At 59.7% G+C, this 18,032-nt stretch carries 16 protein-coding genes and 1 pseudogene; 12 read left to right on the top strand and 5 right to left on the bottom strand.

Annotated features, from left to right (window positions below):
* Positions 1-159: 159 nt before the first annotated feature.
* Genes IPF36_RS15495 through pxpB form a run of 4 tightly spaced genes read right to left on the bottom strand, consistent with a single transcriptional unit; the run spans position 160 to position 3,032 of the window.
* A complete protein-coding gene (locus IPF36_RS15495) occupies positions 160-924 on the bottom strand; it encodes a LamB/YcsF family protein (protein WP_195428625.1) in 765 nt (254 codons plus the stop codon).
* Positions 921-1,388, bottom strand: a complete 468-nt coding sequence (locus IPF36_RS15490; RefSeq protein WP_195428623.1) for a hypothetical protein — start codon at positions 1,386-1,388, stop codon at positions 921-923. Before IPF36_RS15490 ends, IPF36_RS15495 begins: the two co-directional genes overlap by 4 nt.
* Positions 1,357-2,322, bottom strand: coding sequence for a biotin-dependent carboxyltransferase family protein (locus tag IPF36_RS15485; RefSeq protein WP_133097879.1), 966 nt, complete (start codon positions 2,320-2,322; stop codon positions 1,357-1,359). Before IPF36_RS15485 ends, IPF36_RS15490 begins: the two co-directional genes overlap by 32 nt.
* Complete coding sequence (gene pxpB, locus IPF36_RS15480; protein ID WP_195428620.1) at positions 2,319-3,032, bottom strand: 5-oxoprolinase subunit PxpB; 714 nt, start codon at positions 3,030-3,032, stop codon at positions 2,319-2,321. The genes IPF36_RS15485 and pxpB overlap by 4 nt, the downstream gene beginning before the upstream one ends.
* Before the next feature lie 293 nt (positions 3,033-3,325).
* Here pxpB and IPF36_RS15475 point away from each other — a divergent pair, with 293 nt between their 5' ends.
* The 12 genes and pseudogenes from IPF36_RS15475 to IPF36_RS15420 form a co-directional block, all read left to right on the top strand.
* On the top strand, positions 3,326-4,159 hold the full coding sequence (locus IPF36_RS15475) for an ABC transporter substrate-binding protein (RefSeq protein ID WP_133097881.1): 834 nt from the start codon (positions 3,326-3,328) through the stop codon (positions 4,157-4,159).
* A gap of 52 nt (positions 4,160-4,211) precedes the next feature.
* The gene (locus IPF36_RS15470) at positions 4,212-4,916 is read left to right on the top strand and encodes an amino acid ABC transporter permease (protein WP_133097882.1); all 705 of its coding nucleotides are present in this window, start codon (positions 4,212-4,214) and stop codon (positions 4,914-4,916) included.
* A complete protein-coding gene (locus IPF36_RS15465) occupies positions 4,913-5,638 on the top strand; it encodes an amino acid ABC transporter permease (protein ID WP_133097883.1) in 726 nt (241 codons plus the stop codon). The genes IPF36_RS15470 and IPF36_RS15465 overlap by 4 nt, the downstream gene beginning before the upstream one ends.
* Complete coding sequence (locus IPF36_RS15460) at positions 5,635-6,363, top strand: amino acid ABC transporter ATP-binding protein (RefSeq protein ID WP_195428609.1); 729 nt, start codon at positions 5,635-5,637, stop codon at positions 6,361-6,363. Before IPF36_RS15465 ends, IPF36_RS15460 begins: the two co-directional genes overlap by 4 nt.
* Positions 6,364-6,440: 77 nt before the next feature.
* The gene (locus tag IPF36_RS15455) at positions 6,441-7,646 is read left to right on the top strand and encodes a pyridoxal phosphate-dependent aminotransferase (RefSeq protein WP_195428607.1); all 1,206 of its coding nucleotides are present in this window, start codon (positions 6,441-6,443) and stop codon (positions 7,644-7,646) included.
* Positions 7,647-7,749: 103 nt separating this feature from the next.
* On the top strand, positions 7,750-8,433 hold the full coding sequence (locus IPF36_RS15450; protein ID WP_195428606.1) for an RraA family protein: 684 nt from the start codon (positions 7,750-7,752) through the stop codon (positions 8,431-8,433).
* 524 nt (positions 8,434-8,957) lie between these two features.
* A complete protein-coding gene (locus tag IPF36_RS15445) occupies positions 8,958-9,707 on the top strand; it encodes an electron transfer flavoprotein subunit beta/FixA family protein (protein ID WP_133097887.1) in 750 nt (249 codons plus the stop codon).
* 18 nt (positions 9,708-9,725) lie between these two features.
* Complete coding sequence (locus IPF36_RS15440; protein ID WP_195428605.1) at positions 9,726-10,688, top strand: FAD-binding protein; 963 nt, start codon at positions 9,726-9,728, stop codon at positions 10,686-10,688.
* On the top strand, positions 10,685-12,727 hold the full coding sequence (locus tag IPF36_RS15435; RefSeq protein WP_133097889.1) for a 3-hydroxyacyl-CoA dehydrogenase NAD-binding domain-containing protein: 2,043 nt from the start codon (positions 10,685-10,687) through the stop codon (positions 12,725-12,727). Before IPF36_RS15440 ends, IPF36_RS15435 begins: the two co-directional genes overlap by 4 nt.
* Before the next feature lie 619 nt (positions 12,728-13,346).
* Positions 13,347-14,549, top strand: a complete 1,203-nt coding sequence (gene pcaF / locus IPF36_RS15430) for a 3-oxoadipyl-CoA thiolase (RefSeq protein WP_133097890.1) — start codon at positions 13,347-13,349, stop codon at positions 14,547-14,549.
* A gap of 173 nt (positions 14,550-14,722) precedes the next feature.
* Positions 14,723-15,694 (top strand): tripartite tricarboxylate transporter substrate binding protein, encoded by a 972-nt coding sequence (locus IPF36_RS15425; RefSeq protein WP_195428603.1) that lies wholly within the window; start codon positions 14,723-14,725, stop codon positions 15,692-15,694.
* Positions 15,695-16,008: 314 nt separating this feature from the next.
* Positions 16,009-16,210, top strand: a pseudogene (locus tag IPF36_RS15420) (LysR family transcriptional regulator); the annotation flags it as partial.
* A gap of 844 nt (positions 16,211-17,054) precedes the next feature.
* Here IPF36_RS15420 and IPF36_RS15415 read toward each other — a convergent pair.
* Positions 17,055-17,300, bottom strand: a complete 246-nt coding sequence (locus IPF36_RS15415) for a hypothetical protein (protein ID WP_195428601.1) — start codon at positions 17,298-17,300, stop codon at positions 17,055-17,057.
* Between the last annotated feature and the right edge of the window lie 732 nt (positions 17,301-18,032).

Below are 18,032 nucleotides of genomic sequence, written 5' to 3'. Positions count from 1 at the left end.
CATTACTCTATGCATAATTGGTGCCAAGCGTTGCGGTGATCCATTCCGCCCATAGGCGGCCTTCGCTTGCCATGATGGTCGGTAACTCGCTCGGAATTGGTGCGGGGTCGCGGGTGAGCGCACCGAAGCTGCACTCCCGACCATGTCGGTGCATTACTCTCAAACAAGCTTGGACATGGGCACGATTTCGCCTCCATTTGTTTCCAATGCATTGCGGATGGCGCGTGCCAGTTCCACTGCGCCAGGGGTCTCGCTGTGCACCATGACGACCTGCGCTTGCATGCGCAGCGTTTCACCATCAATGGTCGTAACCGTGCCCGAGTCCAATAGCTGTAGCACACGCTTTGCGGCGACATCATGATCATGGATGATGGAACCTGGCGTTCCGCGGGGGACGAGCAACCCGTTGTTGTCATATGCCCGGTCGGCAAAGAACTTCCGAACCGTACGTAGCCCGTGTTTTATGGCAGCCGCTTCCGTGGCCGTGTTCGGTGTGACGGGAAAAATGATGTCCCGATTGAATGCTGCCACCGCGCCGACCAAGACATCGGCTAGTTCCCGGTCTTTGTACAGGATGTTGCCCAGAGCCCCGTGAAAGCTCAGATGTGATACCCGTGCCCCCTGCTCGCGCGCAATCGCGTCCAGTGCGCCAAGCTGGTATAGCGTTTCCGATTTAAGCGACTTCGCATCGGTCGGCAAACGACGCCGACCGAAATGCCGTTTGTCGTCAAAGCCCGGATGGGCACCAATGTCTACCCCGTTCTTGATGGCCGTTGCAACCGTGTGAGCCATGACATCCGGATCGCCAGCGTGGAAGCCACAAGCAATGTTGGCCGACGAGACGAGCGTGAGGAGAGTGTCGTCGTCACCCATGCGATAGGGACCGAAGGCTTCGCCCATGTCTGAGTTGATATCGATCTTCATGCTGATACCTCTGGTAAGAGTTCAATCAGTGGCTCGCCGAACCCAACGAGCGTTCCCGGGGCAACTAGACATCGCTGAATCGTGCCATTGGAGGGTGCGCGCACCACGCTGTATCGAATTCCGACCTGCAGGATGGCAACGGGATCGCCGATCTTTACGATTTGCCCAGCACGCGCAAGCGGTGCGCTCCGTCCTGGATGCTCGAGTCGCAGGATGCCAACGGTGTCGGCGCTGCAGACCTCGATAGATGCTGGTGCAATGGAAGACGATGGCTCGGGATCAGGCACCGCAGTGGTCTGCTGGACCCGTACGTGCGATCGCATGGACAGATTAGCGGTCTTGAGCTCGATTCCTATCCCCCGGCTCTCGGCGTACGCGGCGAGTTCCACGACACCGACCGCAGACAACTTGTCCAACTCCAGCTCGTCGAGGTCAACGCCATGGCATGGCAAGCGCAGTAGCACGTCGCACCTCCTTGATGTATTCGTCAATCGCTCTCGATGCGCTCAAAGCTTCTTCGACATCAACCTGGACGAAGGAGATGTGCTCTCCGATCCTGGCTTGTGCAAGCCGCCATAGATCGGCACTAATCACAGTCGCAATCTTTGGGTAGCCGCCAGAGACATTGGCGTCCGCCAACTGCACGACAGGCTGTCCACTAGGCGGAACCTGTACAACGCCCGGAATGATGCCGTGGGATCGCATCTCTAGTGGCTGCGTCAGTTCAAGCTTCTGCCCCTGGAGTCGATAGCCGGTCCGGTTGCTTTGTGGCGTGATCTGCCAGGGTGTGGTCCAAAGCTGTTTGCAGGATGCCTCGGTAAATTTCTCGTATTCACCCGCAGGAATGGCGCGAACCGTGACAGATCCCGATGCGCTGCCTGGAGCCAGACGATGCTCTGGAGGGATGATCCCAAAGTTGCCGCGCCGTAGCGGGCAATCATTGACGGTCAGCACATCACCTCTACGCAATTGCCGGCCTTCATAGCCCCCGATCGCGCCGCGCATCTGCGTACTGCGCGAGCCGAGTACCGGTGGAACGTCTATGCCTCCGGCGATACAAAGATAGGCCCGCGCGCCGTGGACTGGGCGCTTCAGCATCAGTTCTTGGCCTTCTTTGGCAGTCGTCGCCCACCAAGGCAAGAGTTGTGTTCCGTCCAAGCTGGCGTCAAAGTCCGCGCCAGCGACTGCAAAACTAGTCTCGCGCAGGAACCGGATCTTGAACGGTGTCAGGGTGATCTCGAGACCCGCTGCATTGGGATCGTTCCCAAGCATTTCGTTGCCAAGGGTAAGGGCCAGCCGGTCCATCGCACCAGCGGTACCGACGCCATAACGTCGCTGCCCATACCGGCCGAGGTCCTGGACGGTGGTCAAGGCTGCGGTGGAAAGCACTTCGATCATTCGTCGATCCTCTCGATGCGAAAGCGCACCGTATCACCGGGTGCGATCAGCGCAGGAGGCGAAGCATCCGCATCGAACACGCTCCGGGTTGCCCGCCCAATGATGTGCCAGCCCGTCGGTCCTGCGGCGGATGTCACACCGGTCTGGTTCCCTCCAATCATCACGCTGCCCGCCGGGGCACTGAGAATCGGGACGGCACGCCGCGCCATAAAGAGGGACGCGGGCAGGCCACCGAGGTAAGCAAAGCCTGGGGAACTGCCGAGCGCATAGGCGACAAAGTCGGTTTCGGCATGTCGAACCGCAGTTTCCCGGGGCGACAGTCCAGCGTGGCTGGCAAGCGCGGCAAGATCCGGCCCCATTTCGCCGCCGTAGACCACGGGGATTTCAACGACCTTGCCTGCGCGCGTCCTCGGCTTCGCGCGCGACCATTCGAAGAGTAGGCGCGCCTGCAACCTCGTACTTTCCAGCCGGAACGGGTCGTAGATCACCAGCAAGTTCGTCATGCCAGCGACGATCTCGAGCACGCCTTTCCAGCGCTGAACCTCGTCGGCTAAGCCCCAGACGAGTCGCTGCGTATTGAGCTCAAGTTCTCCTTCAGCCTCAAGCAGCAGCGCACCTTCGCCAACCCTGCTCACCTTCGCCGGCGCGGAGCCGGTCGCGTCTGCAAAGGGCGGGGGGTGTTCATGAGAAGGGAGTTCGTTGTCGGTCATGTGGATCCTCCGTGGCAAGCGCGAGATGGCCCGCTCACGAAATCATAATGTCATTATGAAATCAAAATCCAATCTTTTGCGACCGGGGCTAACCCTCGCTTTAGGTCGGTGCGATGTGCACAGAAGAAGTGCGCCGATCGCTGAAAACGTGCATGTCCCCCGGCATCAATGTGTCCTTTGCGACACTTTAACCCCGCGAAAACCCCTAGGGTGTTGCCAGTCAGGATGTGGCACGATTGCTGCAAAAGAAAAATCATAATGGCATTATGAAAACGTTCCATAGGAGTAGTGAAATGGCTTTGCACCCCCAACTCTCTCGGCGCCTTCGCCTGTTCCTTCTAGGTATAGGCGTCGCATTGACCGGTACGGCTCACGCTGACCGGTTGGCCGACATCAAGGCAAGAGGGACCCTGATTTGCGGCACGTTGTCTACTAGTCAGCCCCTCGGCTATCAGGATCCCAAGACCCGCCAGATCGTGGGCTTTGATGTCGAAACCTGTGCAGCGGTGGCCAAGCACTTGGGTGTGAAACTCGAGCACCGACCCTTGAGCGTGGAATCGCGTATTCCAGAACTGGCCCTGGGTCGCGTCGACATCGTGGCCGCCGCGCTGGGCTACACCAAGGAGCGCGCCCGCCAGATCGCGTTCTCAGACATTCACTACCAAGTCCCCATCAAGCTGGTAGTCCCGGTCGATTCTTCCATCAAGGATGTCAGCCAGGCGAAGGACATCAAGATCAGCACCGTCAAGGGCTCGACGCCAGAGCTCTACGCCAGGCGCCTGCTGCAATCCGCAGAAATCGTGACCTTCCAGGACTCGCCGACCGCGTTCCTCGCCCTGCAACAGGGCAAGGCGCAGGCTTTCGCGATCGCCCAAATGTCCGGCGCCCGCTACGTGAACGAGTCCAGCGGCAAGATGAGATTCGTCGACGGGCAATTGCATTGGGAACCGACCGCGTTGGGCGTGAAGAAGGGTGAGCCTGCTTTACTCGCTGCGGTCAACACGGCGCTCGCGAAAATGGAAAAGGAAGGCGAGCTTGATGCCATGTGGAACAAGTGGGCTGGTCCCCAGACCCCCTTCAACATCAAGCGGGAAAAGAAGCTGACGCCGCTCTCAGCGGTTGAGTAACCCATATGCGGGGTTGGCCGAACGCCAGCCCCGCCAGCCTTCCGAGTTAGTCATGGAACCACTAGATTTTTCTTTCCTCCATGAGGGGCCTTATGTACGATGGCTGCTCATGGGCGGCCTGCGGACCATAGGCCTGTTTCTGTCCTCATGGATTTGCGGATTCGCTCTTGCACTCATCATCGTTGCATTGCGGTCTTCGACCATCAAGGTCGTGGAAAAGCTTTGCGAGGCGTTCGTAGGCTATCACCGCAACGTGCCCGGTCTCGTCCAGATCTTCTTCTGGTACTTCGGCATCTCGCAAATCTTGCCAAACTCCTGGCAGGTCGCAATCAACGCCAGCAATGGCGAACTGATCTTCGCGCTCATCGCGCTGTCGCTCAATACTGCGGCCTACATGTCGGAGGACCTGCGCAGCGGCATCCGATCGCTACCACCGACCCAGCTTGAGGCAGCGCGCGCGTTGGGACTGAGTTACGTGCAGGCTGTGCGTCGCGTGATCCTGCCGCAAGCGGTGCGGGTGTCCGTGCCGCCCCTAGTCAATCAGTCGTTGAGCCTATTCAAATCGACCAGCCTCGCAATGGTCATTGGTGTGGCGGAAGCAACGTACGTCACCAAGCAGATCGAGAACGAAACGTTTCACACGTTCGAGGCTTTCGCGATCGCGTCCATCTTCTACCTGTGCGTTTCGTTCCTGATCATGGGACTCGGCAGCTTCGCCCATCAACGGCTTGACATGACAGCGAAGGGGGCACGATGAACGAAATTCTCCATATTTTGCAGGAGTACGGGCTGATATTCCTGCTCGGGCAATTTCCGGAGGGTCCCCTCGGCGGCCTAGCTCTGACGTTGTGCATGGCAGTAGCAGGTCTCGTACTGGCGTTCCCATTGTCCGTGCTGATCGGTGTCGCCCGCACAAGCCCAATCAAGGCGTTTGCCTTGCCGGCGGTTGCATTCACAACGGTGGTGCGGGGGCTCCCGGTCCTAATGCTGATCTTCTGGGCCTATTTCATCGTCCCGGTGCTTGTGGGCCGCAGCGTATCCGGGGTAACGACAGTCATCTGTGCGTTGATCGTGTATGAGGCAGCCTTCCTTGGTGAGGTCATTCGCGCGGGCATCCTTGCGGTTCCCCGCGGACACGTGGAGGCAGCGCGATCACTCGGTATGTCCTATTGCCGAACTCTGTGGCGGGTGGTCCTGCCGCAGGCGCTAAGAAGCATGACCCCTAGCATCCTGAATCAGTTCATCAACCTGATCAAGAACACCTCGCTGGGCTACATCATCAGCGTCAACGAACTGACGTATGCCGCGTACCAGGTCAATGGGCAGCTATTGAACAAGCCGTTCCAGGTCTACCTGATCCTCGCCGCGTTCTATTTCATCGTTTGCTATTCACTTAACCTTGGCGTGAAGCGTCTGGAAACTGGTCGACGTTCCCCCCGCAAGTTCAGCGCCGTACCTATAGGAGCAACCGTCCAATGATCCGCTTCAACAATGTCAACAAGTGGTACGGGGACTACCACGCGCTTAACAACGTCAACGAAAACATCGACAAGGGCGAGGTTGTGGTCGTCTGCGGTCCCTCCGGCTCTGGAAAGTCGACACTGATTCGCACCATCAATCGACTCGAACCGATTCAGAAAGGCGAGATCTTCGTGAACGGTGCCGATGTCCATCGCAAGGACGTCAACATCAATCGCCTGCGCAGCGAGATTGGATTCGTGTTCCAGCAGTTCAACCTGTTTCCGCATATGACCGTGCTGCGAAACATCATGCTGTCGCCGATGGATGTGCTGAAGGTTTCCCAAGCCGAAGCTCGCGATCGCGCTATGGCGTTACTGGACAAGGTGGGCCTCGCACATAAGGCCGATGCCTATCCTCCGCAGCTCTCTGGCGGGCAACAGCAGCGCGTCGCTATCGCCCGGGCTCTGGCCATGCGTCCTCCGGTCATGCTCTTCGACGAGCCAACGAGCGCCCTGGACCCAGAAATGGTGGGAGAGGTACTGCAGGTCATGAAGCAGCTTGCCTTGGAGGGCATGACGATGGTGTGTGTGACTCACGAGATGGGGTTCGCGCGCGAGGTGGCAGACCGGGTCATCTTTATGGATCAGGGCCAGATCCTCGAATGCAACAAGCCTGAGCAGTTCTTCGCTGCACCGGAACATCCTCGCGCGAAGAAGTTTGTCGCCGATATTCGCCACGTATAAAACCCGGCCGATCGCGATCTGTCCAGCAGGGTTGCGACGCAATCGGCCCACACTCAATCTAGTTGAAGTTGACAATCATGCTCCAGTTTGCAGAACGACTTAACCGAATCAAACCGTCGCCTAGTTCGATGGCCGGCCAGCGCGTCCGGGAACTCTGTGCCCAAGGTCGCAACGTCATTGGTTTGACGGCAGGTGAACCGGATTTCGAAACCCCCGAGCACATTCGCGAGGCCGCGATACGAGCGATGGCGGAAGGGAAGACGCGTTACACCGACGTGGGCGGGACCGTAGCGCTGCGCGAAGCGGTGGCTCGAAAGTTCCTGCGTGAGAACGGCCTTGAATACGCACGCGATGCGATCATCGTAAGCAACGGCGCTAAGCAGGTCATTTTCAATGCCGTTCTATGTACGGTCCAGAAGGGAGACGAAGTCATCGTGCCCGCACCCTACTGGGTCTCCTATCCGGATATCGTGCTTCTGGCGGGTGGTCAGCCGGTCTTCGTAGATTGTCCGGCCGAAAATGGCTTCAAACTTAGGCCCGACGACCTTGAGCGAGCGATTTCGCCGCGCACGCGTTGGCTGATTCTGAATTCGCCCAACAACCCGAGTGGAGCGTCTTACAGCCGCGAAGAGCTGGTCGCACTAGGCGAAGTGCTTCAACGTCATCCCCATGTATGGGTGATGACTGACGATATCTATGAGCACTTGACCTATGGGGACGGCACCTTCACGACATTCGCCCAGGCGGTCCCGGCGATGCAGGATCGCACCCTGACTATCAATGGCGTGTCAAAAGCGTACGCCATGACGGGCTGGCGCATTGGCTTCGCTGGCGGACCGGCTCCCTTGATCAAGGCGATGGTCAAGCTTCAGTCCCAAAGCACCTCGGGTGCTAACTCCATTGCTCAAGCCGCAGCGATCGCTGCGTTGGACGGCCCTCAAGACTTTGTCCATGCAAACCGCAGTATCTTTCAGAAACGTCGCGACGCTGTCGTGTCTGCGCTAAGCGGTGTCGATGGCATCGACTGTTTTGCGCCTGATGGTGCCTTTTATGTGTTCGCGTCCTGCGCTGGTCTATTCGGCTCCAAGCGGCCCGATGGACAGGTCATCAACAACAGCGACGACTGGGTGGACTGGGTGTTGAACTCGCAAGATCTGGCGGTCCTGCAAGGTTCAGCTTACGGCGTCGATACGCATTTCCGTCTCTCCTTTGCTACTGACATGGACACCCTGATGGAAGGCTGCCGCCGACTTGGCTCAGCCGCAGAAGCCCTGGTGCGCTAGCTAAACTTGGTACGGGACGAGCAGCTCGCTCGTCCTGTACTCCACCAACTTGCTCGCCGTGACGGCGAAGCCGCCACGGGGCCAACCTACCATTCCCTCGCTTATGAACCATCCTGAAATTATTCGTCAAATTGACCGCGTCTCACCGGACGTTGTAGGCCAGGCCAAGGCCTTCCAAGCTGCGATCCTTGCCGATGTAGCTGGACGGCGTGGTGCCATGCACGGACGCATCGCACCAGTCCACCATTCAATGAGCCTCGCGGGGCCCGCCTTCACGGTGGAAGTGCGCCCTGGCGATAACCTGATGATCCATGCCGCCATTGCACTGGCGCGTCCCGGAGACATCCTGGTGATTGACGGCAAAGGTGACCTGACCGCAGCGCTGATGGGTACGCTCATGCTGAGCGCGTGCAAGAAGTTGAACCTCGGTGGCGTGGTCGTGGATGGTGCTATCCGGGATCGTGTGGAGCTTCTGAATCTCGGTTTCCCGGTGTTTAGCGCGGGTTTCAATCCGGCCGGGCCAACGAAATATGTCCCCGGCCGAATCAATCACCCCATTGCTGCGGGCGGCGTTGCTGTACGCCCAGGCGATCTGGTTGTCGGGGACGCAGATGGGGTCGTGGTGATCGAGCGCGAGAAGGCCGTCGATATGCTGCAACTCGCCGAGCGCAAGGTGGCAGACGAGGCTGCACGTCTGGAGGCCATCTCACGCGGTGACACAACTGCAAAATGGCTGGCTGCGTCCCTTCGCGCTGCGGGGGTGCTGGCGGAAGGAGAGGCGCTGTAAGCGATCCCACCACCCGCGGAGCGCCTTTCTTCACGTGAATGGGCCGGTGCGCCTGAACTTATTCTGCTAGGGGAGTCCTACATGCCCATGTTTTCGGCATGCTCTTCATGACGAACTACTGACACCCAGCTGGATGTCGGAGGTGCCATCCGTTATGAGCGCTGGAATCATCTGGGGAAAGAGATGACGGTCCCGAACAAGTGAAGAACCGCGCTGCTGCAGATGCCACGCACAGTAGGTTTAACTTTCTTCATGGGGCGTCTCCATTGGGCGAACAGCGATGTTCGCCATTTTTTTTCGAGACGGATGCAAGACGATCTTGTCGCGTGCCGAGCAATAGGCATGCGATTTTGTTATGCCTATGGAAGGAATTGGAAGTATTCGTTTCGGTCGCTTTACGGGAAGATTCTGACAAGCCAGCGCGATCCAAGCCCGTTAGACATCCAGTCTTTCCAACTGGTCATTGCGCCGCCAGCCATCCCAAGGTATGTGCTGGGCCTATCTATTTTCCGGAGTGTGATGTTATGAAAGTTCTTGTCGCAGTCAAGCGGGTGGTGGATTACAACGTCAAGGTCCGCGTCAAGGCGGACGGCAGCGGCGTCGATCTGGCCAACGTCAAGATGAGCATGAACCCGTTCGACGAAATCGCCGTCGAAGAGGCCGTGCGCCTGAAGGAAGCCGGCGTTGCCACCGAAGTGATCGCCGTCTCGTGCGGCGTCACGCAGTGCCAGGAAACCCTGCGCACCGCGATGGCCATCGGTGCCGACCGCGGCATCCTGGTGGAGTCGAACGAAGACCTGCAACCGCTGGCCGTGGCCAAGCTGCTGAAGGCGCTGATCGACAAGGAGCAGCCGCAACTGGTGATCCTGGGCAAGCAGGCCATCGACGATGACTCGAACCAGACTGGCCAGATGGTGGCCGCGCTGGCCGGCCTGCCGCAAGCCACGTTCGCCTCGAAGGTGGTGGTGGCCGATGGCAAGGCCTCGGTGACCCGTGAAGTCGACGGCGGCCTGGAAACCCTGTCGCTGAAGCTGCCGGCCGTGGTGACGACCGACCTGCGCCTGAACGAGCCGCGCTACGTCACGCTGCCAAACATCATGAAGGCGAAGAAGAAGCCGCTGGACACCGTCAAGCCGGAAGACCTCGGCGTGGACGTGAAGCCGCGCCTGTCGACCCTGAAGGTGGTCGAGCCTGCCAAGCGCAGCGCCGGTGTGATGCTGCCGGACGTCGCGACGCTGGTGCAGAAACTGAAGAACGAAGCCAAGGTTATCTGAGCGCGGGGGAGATAGAACATGACTGCACTCGTCATTGCTGAACACGACAATCAATCGATCAAGGGCGCCACGCTGAACACCGTGACCGCCGCAGCCCAGTGCGGCGGCGACGTGCACGTGCTGGTGGCAGGCGCCAATGCCGCTGCTGCCGCTCAAGTTGCCGTCGGAATCGCCGGCGTGACCAAGGTCCTGCTGGCTGACGCAACGTACCTTGGCGACGGCCTGGCCGAGAACGTGGCCGAGCAGGCGCTGGCGCTGATGGCCAATGCGGCCAACGACTACTCGCACATCCTGGCTCCGGCCACCCCGTACGGCAAGAACATCCTGCCGCGCGTGGCCGCCAAGCTGGACGTGGCCCAGATCTCGGAAATCTCCAAGGTCGTCGCCCCGGACACGTTTGAGCGCCCGATCTATGCCGGCAACGCCATCGCCACGGTCAAGTCGGAAGACAAGATCAAGGTTATCACGGTGCGCTGCACCGCTTTTGACGCCGCTGCCGGCGAAGGCGGTTCGGCCGTCGTGCAAATTCTACCGCCCGTGGGAGACGTCGGCGTTTCGCAGTTCGTTTCGCGCGAAGTGGCCAAGAGCGACCGTCCGGAACTGACCGCCGCCAAGATCATCGTCTCGGGTGGCCGTGGCGTGGGCTCGGGCGAGAACTACACCAAGGTGCTGACGCCGCTGGCCGACAAGCTGGGCGCCGCCCTGGGTGCCTCGCGCGCCGCCGTGGACGCCGGCTTCGTGCCGAACGACTACCAGGTCGGCCAGACCGGCAAGATCGTCGCGCCGCAGCTGTACATCGCCGTCGGTATCTCCGGCGCGATCCAGCACCTTGCCGGTATGAAGGACTCCAAGGTCATCGTCGCGATCAACAAGGATGCCGAAGCCCCGATCTTCGCCGTGGCCGACTACGGCCTGGTGGGCGATCTGAACACCGTCGTGCCCGAACTCGTTACAGCACTATCGAATGGAGGCAACCAATGAGCACCCAAGTTCGTACGGAGCGTGTCGGCAACGTCCTGGCAATCTTCATCGACAATCCCCCAGTCAACGCCGGCTCCCTGAGAGTACGTCAGGGAATCCTTGAAGCAATTGAGACGCTTTCATCGGTTCCGTCCCTCGAAGCAGGGGTATTAATTGGCGCCGGCAACACGTTTATCGCGGGCTCGGACCTTCGGGAGTTTGGCAAGCCGCTGGAGCGGCCGGAACTACCTGCGGTAATCGCCGCTATTGAGACCTGCGAGAAGCCAGTCGTCGCTGCGTTGCATGGAGCCGCGCTTGGCGGTGGCTTTGAACTCGCACTGGGTTGTGACGCCAGAGTCGGCAGCCGAAATCTGGTCGTGGGACTTCCCGAAGTCACCCTGGGGATGATTCCCGGCGCTGGCGGCACGCAACGCCTGCCGCGGCTGATTGGAATTCCGGCTGCTATCGATTGGGTCTGCAGTGGAAAGCGCGTGGCTGCAGAGGGCGCGCTGAAGGTCGGCGTGCTGGACGAGATTGCGAATGGCGACCTTCTGGAATGCGCTGTCCAATACGCTCGCAAAATGGGAGGAAAGCGCAGGCTGCGTGACATTTCTGTACCGCCGGCAGATTCGGCCGCTGTTGCAATCGCCGAGGCAGCCGCTCTGCGCCAAGGCAAGGGCCGCCCTCAAGTCGCTGCAGCAATCGAGGCGGTCAAATCGAGTGTAAGGCTGCCAGTCGATGAAGCTTTGAAGGCGGAACGCGCTGTCTTCACCGACTTGCGCATGTCGAACGACGCCTTCGCGCTTCGTCATCTTTTCTTTTCTGAACGTGAAGCGTTGAAGCATCCGGAGCTTCGCGATGTCGAACCGGCTGACATCGGCTTGGTGGCGGTGATTGGTGCCGGAACGATGGGCTCGGGGATTGCGATTGCCGCCCTCGACGGAGGGTATCGCGTGGTCTTGGTGGAGCGGGATGCCGAAGCGCTTCGTCGCGGTACTGAGCGAATCAAGAACCACTACGACACCCAGGTCGAGAAGGGCAAGTTGGCACAACCTGAAGCAGCTAAGAGAACGGGTGCACTTGCGGCGAGCCTCGAATGGACCGCTCTATCCCAAGCAGACCTGGTCATCGAAGCGGTGTTCGAAGACCTTGCCGTAAAGCGGGAAGTGTTTGCACAGGTAGACCGCTTTGCGAAGCAAGGAGCGATTCTGGCATCGAACACTTCTTATCTGGACCTGGATGCCATTGCCGACTCCACGTCACGACCCGACGACGTAATTGGACTGCACTTCTTTAGTCCCGCCAACGTCATGAAGCTGGTGGAAGTCGTGCGCGGCAAGCGCAGTTCGAAGCAGGCAATTGCGACGGGCGTTACGGTAGCAAAGCGGCTGCGCAAGATGCCCGTCTTGACTGGTAACGCCTTCGGCTTCATCGGCAACCGCATCTATGCCGCGTACCGCTATCAGTGTGAGCTGATGCTGGAAGACGGAGCCTATCCGCACCAAATTGATGCCGCACTCCAAAAGTTCGGATTCGCGATGGGGCCGTTCGCGGTGGCGGACATGTCAGGGCTGGATATCGCATGGCGCATGCGACAGTCCCGGGCCCATTTGCGTGACCCGGAGGCGCGCTATGTATCGATTCCCGACCGACTCTGTGAAATGGGGCGGTTCGGGCGTAAGTCTGGAGCAGGGTATTACGCCTACGAGGCTGACGGCCGCAAGGTGATAGACCCAGTCGTGCACCAACTCATTGGTGACGCCCGGACCGAGAAGGGTCTGAGCGTTCAGGCCGTAAGTGATGAGGACATCGTTGAGCGAGTCTTGCTAAGCATGGTCAACGAGGCTGCGCACTTGCTTGCCGAGGGCGTGACGGACCGACCCAGCGACATTGACGTCGCTCTTGCAAATGGCTACGGATTCCCCCGATGGCAGGGCGGCCCAGTATTCTGGGCTCGCGGCGCGGGCCTTGCTGCACTCAACGAGAAGATGTCGCGGCTGAAGCTTCTGGTGGGTCCTGGTTTCAAAGCTGCGGACTTAAGCCCCTTGTTCACTGAGTGACCCACGCATTCGTCCCGGCCAATGACCGGGATGCCCGTCACGTAACGCCGTGGCTGTAGCGCATAGCACCATGCGAGTGCCGCTCGCCTTCGACGTCAGTTTGAAATCGACAGATGGCACAGCGGCAGTCATACCGGAGTCAACAGTACTCTGCTCTTCTCAAGCAAGTTCGAGTTGTCACGATGCGGGCCCACCGCGAGGCGAGGAACGCAACACGTTGTGGTAACCAATACCATCGAGTCCTGCGAAGGCTTTACGAGATGTGGGCAGAGGACGCCGAGCCGTCGTGGAGAGTCGTGGTACTTGCTTCTGCCATCGAGGCAGGGGTCATTCTGGGAAAGCACTTCGCTGAGATGGAACAGCCAACTGAACTCGAGGGACCTTGGAAGGTGCTGCACTTGGCGGTCTGTCGGAGGGCAAGCCGCTTCCCAGTCGCCCGCCAATCTGCGGTTAGGGCCTTACAGCCCGTGGCTGCGTCGACACAGGCAAGCGAGGAGTACGGCAATCAACGAAACAAGTCACCCTGATAGGGGCGTCTGGCTCGCACTTTGTATGAGCAGAGTTCAGCCGGCAACCTGTCGATTCATCTCTTGAAACGCGATTACTCATGGACGCAAACATGACCGAAGCTTTTATCTGTGATGCCATCCGTACCCCTATCGGTCGCTACGGCGGCAGCCTGTCAGCGGTACGCGCGGACGACCTTGGAGCGGTACCGCTCAAGGCACTGATGGCGCGTAACCCGAATTTGGACTGGTCCGCCATCGACGATGTCATTTATGGAAATGCCAACCAAGCCGGTGAAGACAACCGGAACGTCGCACGCATGTCGCTGCTGCTGGCCGGTCTGCCACAGAGCGTGCCGGGCTCGACCGTGAACCGCCTGTGCGGCTCCGGCATGGACGCGACCGGCACGGCGGCTAGGGCCATCAGGTCGGGAGAAACTTCCCTGATGATTGCCGGCGGCGTGGAGAGCATGAGCCGTGCTCCGTTCGTCCTGGGGAAAGCCACCAGTGCCTTCTCGCGTGACGCCCAAGTTTTCGACACTACCATCGGCTGGCGCTTCGTCAACCCGGCCATGCGAGCCGCCTATGGTGTGGACTCGATGCCAGAGACGGCAGAGAACGTCGCCACGGATTTCAAAATCAACCGTGAAGACCAAGACCTGATGGCCCTGCGCAGTCAAGAGAGGGCTTCGCGTGCGCAAGCCGATGGCACGCTGGCGCAGGAAATCACCGCAGTCACCATTCCGCAAAAGAAAGGCGAGCCCATCGTGGTCGAGCGCGACGAGCACCCGCGCGCTACCAGCCTCGAAACGCTGGCGAAGCTGCGTGGCGTAGTCCGGCCGGACGGTACGGTGACCGCTGGCAACGCCTCGGGCGTGAACGACGGCGCCTGCGCGCTGCTGCTCGCCAATGAAGATGCGATCAAGGCGCACGGTCTGGCTCCTCGCGCGCGCATCGTCGGCATGGCAACCGCCGGCGTGGCGCCACGTGTAATGGGCATCGGCCCAGCGCCTGCTACGCAGAAGCTGATGAAGCAGCTCGGTATGACGCTCGACCAAATGGACGTCATTGAACTGAACGAAGCTTTTGCGGCGCAAGGTCTGGCGGTGCTGCGTGAGTTGGGCATCGCCGATGACGACAAGCGCGTCAATCCTAACGGCGGGGCCATCGCACTGGGCCACCCGCTCGGCATGAGCGGCGCTCGTCTAGTGACCACGGCAATGTACCAGCTGCACCGGACCGGGGGCCGCTACGCACTATGCACTATGTGCATTGGCGTTGGTCAGGGCATCGCGATGGTTATGGAGCGCGTATAAGGAAGCTTGACGGAGGGGCGCCGTGCACGTGCACGGTTGCGCCTTTGGGGCAAGCTGTTTGGGGCGCTCTGCCTCCTTTTTTTCCCACTTGCGCATAAGGAATAGTGCTGCCTTAACACGCTGATTTCGGCAGCTTTTCGCAGGTAGCCAACCGTTCTTATGGAGTTTCGAGCATGAACTTGCTGAGACATTTTTTTCGGCTGAGTATGGCCATCGTCTTGCCGTGGTCGATTGTGGGACATAGTGCCGAGTCGTATCCAACAAAGCCTCTGCGTCTGCTAGTAGGCTTCGCACCTGGCGGCTCGACCGATATTGTGGCGAGACTCATCGCGCCGAAGCTATCCCAATCGCTGGGCCAGCAGGTAATTGTGGATAACCGTCCAGGTGCCGGAGGCGCAATCGCCGCCGACGTCATGCTGAAATCCCCCCCTGACGGTCACACTTTGCTGGTTTGCACTACTGGACTGCAATCGATTCAGCCATTCCTCCAGCGTATGGCTTTCGAACCAGCAGACATTGTGCCCGTCACCCTGATTGGCAATACGCCATACATTGCGCTGGTCAATGCATCATTGCCGATCCATAACGTCAAGGAACTCATCGCTTACGCTAAGGCGAACCCTGGCAAGTTGAACTTCGCCTCTTCTGGTAACGGCACAGCGGGCCATCTGGCGGGGGAAATGTTCAAACTCCGTACCGGTGTGGACATTGTTCACGTTCCCTATAAAGGTACCGGGCAAGCTATGGCGGACCTTCTCGGCGGCCAAGTGTCGCTAATCTTCGACCAGCCTGTAAGCTCGATGCAACATGTCAAATCGGGAAAGCTCCGGATTCTCGGTGTCGCTGCGTCACGAAGGTTGGAAGCTCTCCCGAATGTGCCGACATTTGCTGAGCAAGGTATCAGTTCTTTCGAGCCGGTGGCGTGGGTGGGACTATGTGCAAGTAAGGGCACGCCTCCTAGCGTACTAGCTAGACTTGCCCGCGATACAACCGAAGCACTAAAGCAGCCTGCCGTGGCCAAGAGATTGAGCGACGACGGCATCGAGGTCATAGGAGGGTCACCTGAAAAATTCAGGGAGTTTCTGGTTCTCGACCGAAAGAAGTGGGGCGGTGTGATTAAGGACGCCAAAGTCACCGCTAACTGAGTGGCAGGCGCTCGTCGTAACGACGGACCTTGCCGAATTCGGAATGTAGCTATCCGCACCTCGGCTTGAGATGGGGGGAGTCTCGACGAGGGCGGCGAATAGCGGCATGCCCGAGCGCATCTGGAATCAGACTGTGGAGGCATGCCGTTGGTATGCGCCACCAGTGACGGAGATACGCTGCTCGCAGCAACGCTAGCGGATTGTGGATTGTCACAACTGCCGCTTGACCAGCCACGATTCCCGACCTTGCCTCCTACCAGGCGTTGTGCGAGGAAGCTGAACACGACTACGAAGGCTTCTGGGTGCGGCGCCGGTCGATGGCGGCGGTCGACCTGCGCGCATGCCGCGACGAACCATTTGTCGCGCTGAACGAGGGCTTCGTCACCTCTCATGGCTTTGCCGAGGCGTTCTGGAGCCGATTCACGCCAAATGTCGTGATGAAGGTCGGGGGATTTTTTCCCTGATGAACCTGGTGGGCATCGGTACATGCTACCGCCGGGGCAGGTAAGAGGGGTTTAATCGCGCAATGTGGCATTTGTGGCGCTGGCAGCGGCGAGCCCTATAGCGATGCGGGAAGAGTACCAATAGGTTCCGCACCGCCGCGCTGACCGTGCGAGCGTGACCAAGCTTGTGGCAAAGAACCCGCGGATAGGTTGCGCCGTAGTCCCCCGCGATCGATCATCTCTGGTCGTGTTACGAGTTCAGGCAGGAAGCATCTTCGTCCTCCCCAGATGAGGACCTGCTGGGCGGCCCGCAACCGATAGAAATCGGCCGACAGCACTAGCGCACTCATCCGTTCGCCCTCGCGCAGCAGCCAGTCCATCTAATTCTGGGTTTCCGATCCAGAATAATCGCACGTAATCCAGCCAATTCCGGCTCCCAACAGCCCACCACCACGGCTATAGACGGCGTTCCTTTTAACGGCCGTGATTGAAGGTCTTTGACTGTTAAGGAACTTTGGCTGGGTCGCGATGAAATGCTGTCACCAAAAATGACACCAAACTGCTGACATGCTAACCAAGGGGTGGGGTTTAGCTTAGCAAGGCCGTCCGCTGGCCGACCATATTGCTGCAGGTATTGGCTGAGTTGTCACGACTCTCGTGTCGCCACTGAGTATTCATGTGGGATACCCGACCATGTGTCATCAACTTTGCGTCCTGAATGTCATCAGTTTTGTGTCGGCCGCCGGTTGACGCTTCATGCAAAAAAAAACGCTCCCCTGCCGCGAAATTTGACATAGCGCCAGCTATGTCAAATTGCATAACGTTGCAACGATACGGAAGAACGAAAAAGGAGGGTCCTGGCGGGGGCCAGCGGCGCATGGCCGCACATGCCATTCGCCCTGGGCGAGCCCAGCGCCTCAACCAGCCTCAGGATAGTCGGATGGCGCCCGACGCGATATCGCGCCGCTCTGGCGCGCAGGCTTGGCTGAAGGGACAGCTTCGACGATGATCGTCGTCGTCGGACGCGCGCTCGGCGGGATGCTCGGATCGCCGGCCGGCGTCAATCCTGCCGCACGCGTCATTGCCACGGCCTGTTCGACCCCGCGTCCAACCACGTCTTGAAAGCGTTGGCTCATGATGTAGTGAGTCAGTTTCGAAGCCATGGCGCCTCCCTTCTGCGGTTCGTGAGTTCATCATAGCCGGTTACGCCAAGCAATTCGTTGCGCGGCGCAGGCGCTCCGAGTCCGGTAGACTATGCAAACAGGAGGTCCAGGCATGGCAACGAAACTGTCCCAATACATCCTAAGCTAGAGGTTTCAGGAGGCCTTTGCCGGGCTATTGCGCGGGCCGCGGAAGAGGCCAGGGCGGCTGGCTTGCCTCCGGCAGGCAGTCCGGTGAAATCGCCGCCGTCGAAGCCGCGCGCGACGATCGTGTATCTTCCCCCACAGCCGACACGTAAGAGGTCGGGAAGCAGATAGCCAGCCTCGTACGCCGTTCCTGCGTGGTGGTGGCGTGGCACCGCGCGACGGCGTTGGCGGCCAGATTCGCCGGCTGGACAGCGGCACGGTGGCCACCGGTTCCTCGCGGCCGCGTCGCTTCATCGCGAAACCGATAACACGCTGCGCCGCAACGCCATTGGCTTTTTTCTTCAATTTCAATAGTCGGACTGCCCGATGATCGGGTAGGAGCGACCGCCACCAAGGGTGTGCCGCGCTCGGCGGCATCGGCCAGCTTTGCGCAGGAACCAGTTAGCGCCTTCGTTACAGAGGTCACCGGACCCGACGGACGGTTGTTCGCATTTCGCGGTGAGCGCCCGCCGTGCGCCGGCCTCTTTTGGTCGCGCTGGCGACCACAGCCGCCACGACGCAGTCCAGCGCCACCGCCCATCACTAGGA

This window comes from Cupriavidus sp. IK-TO18 (genome assembly GCF_015549295.1).
In the GTDB taxonomy this organism is placed as follows: Bacteria; Pseudomonadota; Gammaproteobacteria; order Burkholderiales; family Burkholderiaceae; genus Cupriavidus; species Cupriavidus oxalaticus_A.
Note: the sequence above shows the minus strand (reverse complement) of the source record. Positions and strands in the feature narration are given on the sequence as shown.

Bases quoted from the DNA above. Each gene is read 5' to 3' on its own strand.
- IPF36_RS15495 (WP_195428625.1), bottom strand. From the start codon at position 924: ATGAAGATCGATATCAACTCAGACATGGGCGAAGCCTTCGGTCCCTAT.
- IPF36_RS15485 (WP_133097879.1), bottom strand. From the start codon at position 2,322: ATGATCGAAGTGCTTTCCACCGCAGCCTTGACCACCGTCCAGGACCTC.
- pxpB (WP_195428620.1), bottom strand. From the start codon at position 3,032: ATGACCGACAACGAACTCCCTTCTCATGAACACCCCCCGCCCTTTGCA.
- IPF36_RS15475 (WP_133097881.1), top strand. From the start codon at position 3,326: ATGGCTTTGCACCCCCAACTCTCTCGGCGCCTTCGCCTGTTCCTTCTA.
- IPF36_RS15470 (WP_133097882.1), top strand. From the start codon at position 4,212: ATGGAACCACTAGATTTTTCTTTCCTCCATGAGGGGCCTTATGTACGA.
- IPF36_RS15465 (WP_133097883.1), top strand. From the start codon at position 4,913: ATGAACGAAATTCTCCATATTTTGCAGGAGTACGGGCTGATATTCCTG.
- IPF36_RS15460 (WP_195428609.1), top strand. From the start codon at position 5,635: ATGATCCGCTTCAACAATGTCAACAAGTGGTACGGGGACTACCACGCG.
- IPF36_RS15455 (WP_195428607.1), top strand. From the start codon at position 6,441: ATGCTCCAGTTTGCAGAACGACTTAACCGAATCAAACCGTCGCCTAGT.
- IPF36_RS15450 (WP_195428606.1), top strand. From the start codon at position 7,750: ATGAACCATCCTGAAATTATTCGTCAAATTGACCGCGTCTCACCGGAC.
- IPF36_RS15445 (WP_133097887.1), top strand. From the start codon at position 8,958: ATGAAAGTTCTTGTCGCAGTCAAGCGGGTGGTGGATTACAACGTCAAG.
- IPF36_RS15440 (WP_195428605.1), top strand. From the start codon at position 9,726: ATGACTGCACTCGTCATTGCTGAACACGACAATCAATCGATCAAGGGC.
- IPF36_RS15435 (WP_133097889.1), top strand. From the start codon at position 10,685: ATGAGCACCCAAGTTCGTACGGAGCGTGTCGGCAACGTCCTGGCAATC.
- pcaF (WP_133097890.1), top strand. From the start codon at position 13,347: ATGACCGAAGCTTTTATCTGTGATGCCATCCGTACCCCTATCGGTCGC.
- IPF36_RS15425 (WP_195428603.1), top strand. From the start codon at position 14,723: ATGAACTTGCTGAGACATTTTTTTCGGCTGAGTATGGCCATCGTCTTG.
- IPF36_RS15415 (WP_195428601.1), bottom strand. From the start codon at position 17,300: ATGGCTTCGAAACTGACTCACTACATCATGAGCCAACGCTTTCAAGAC.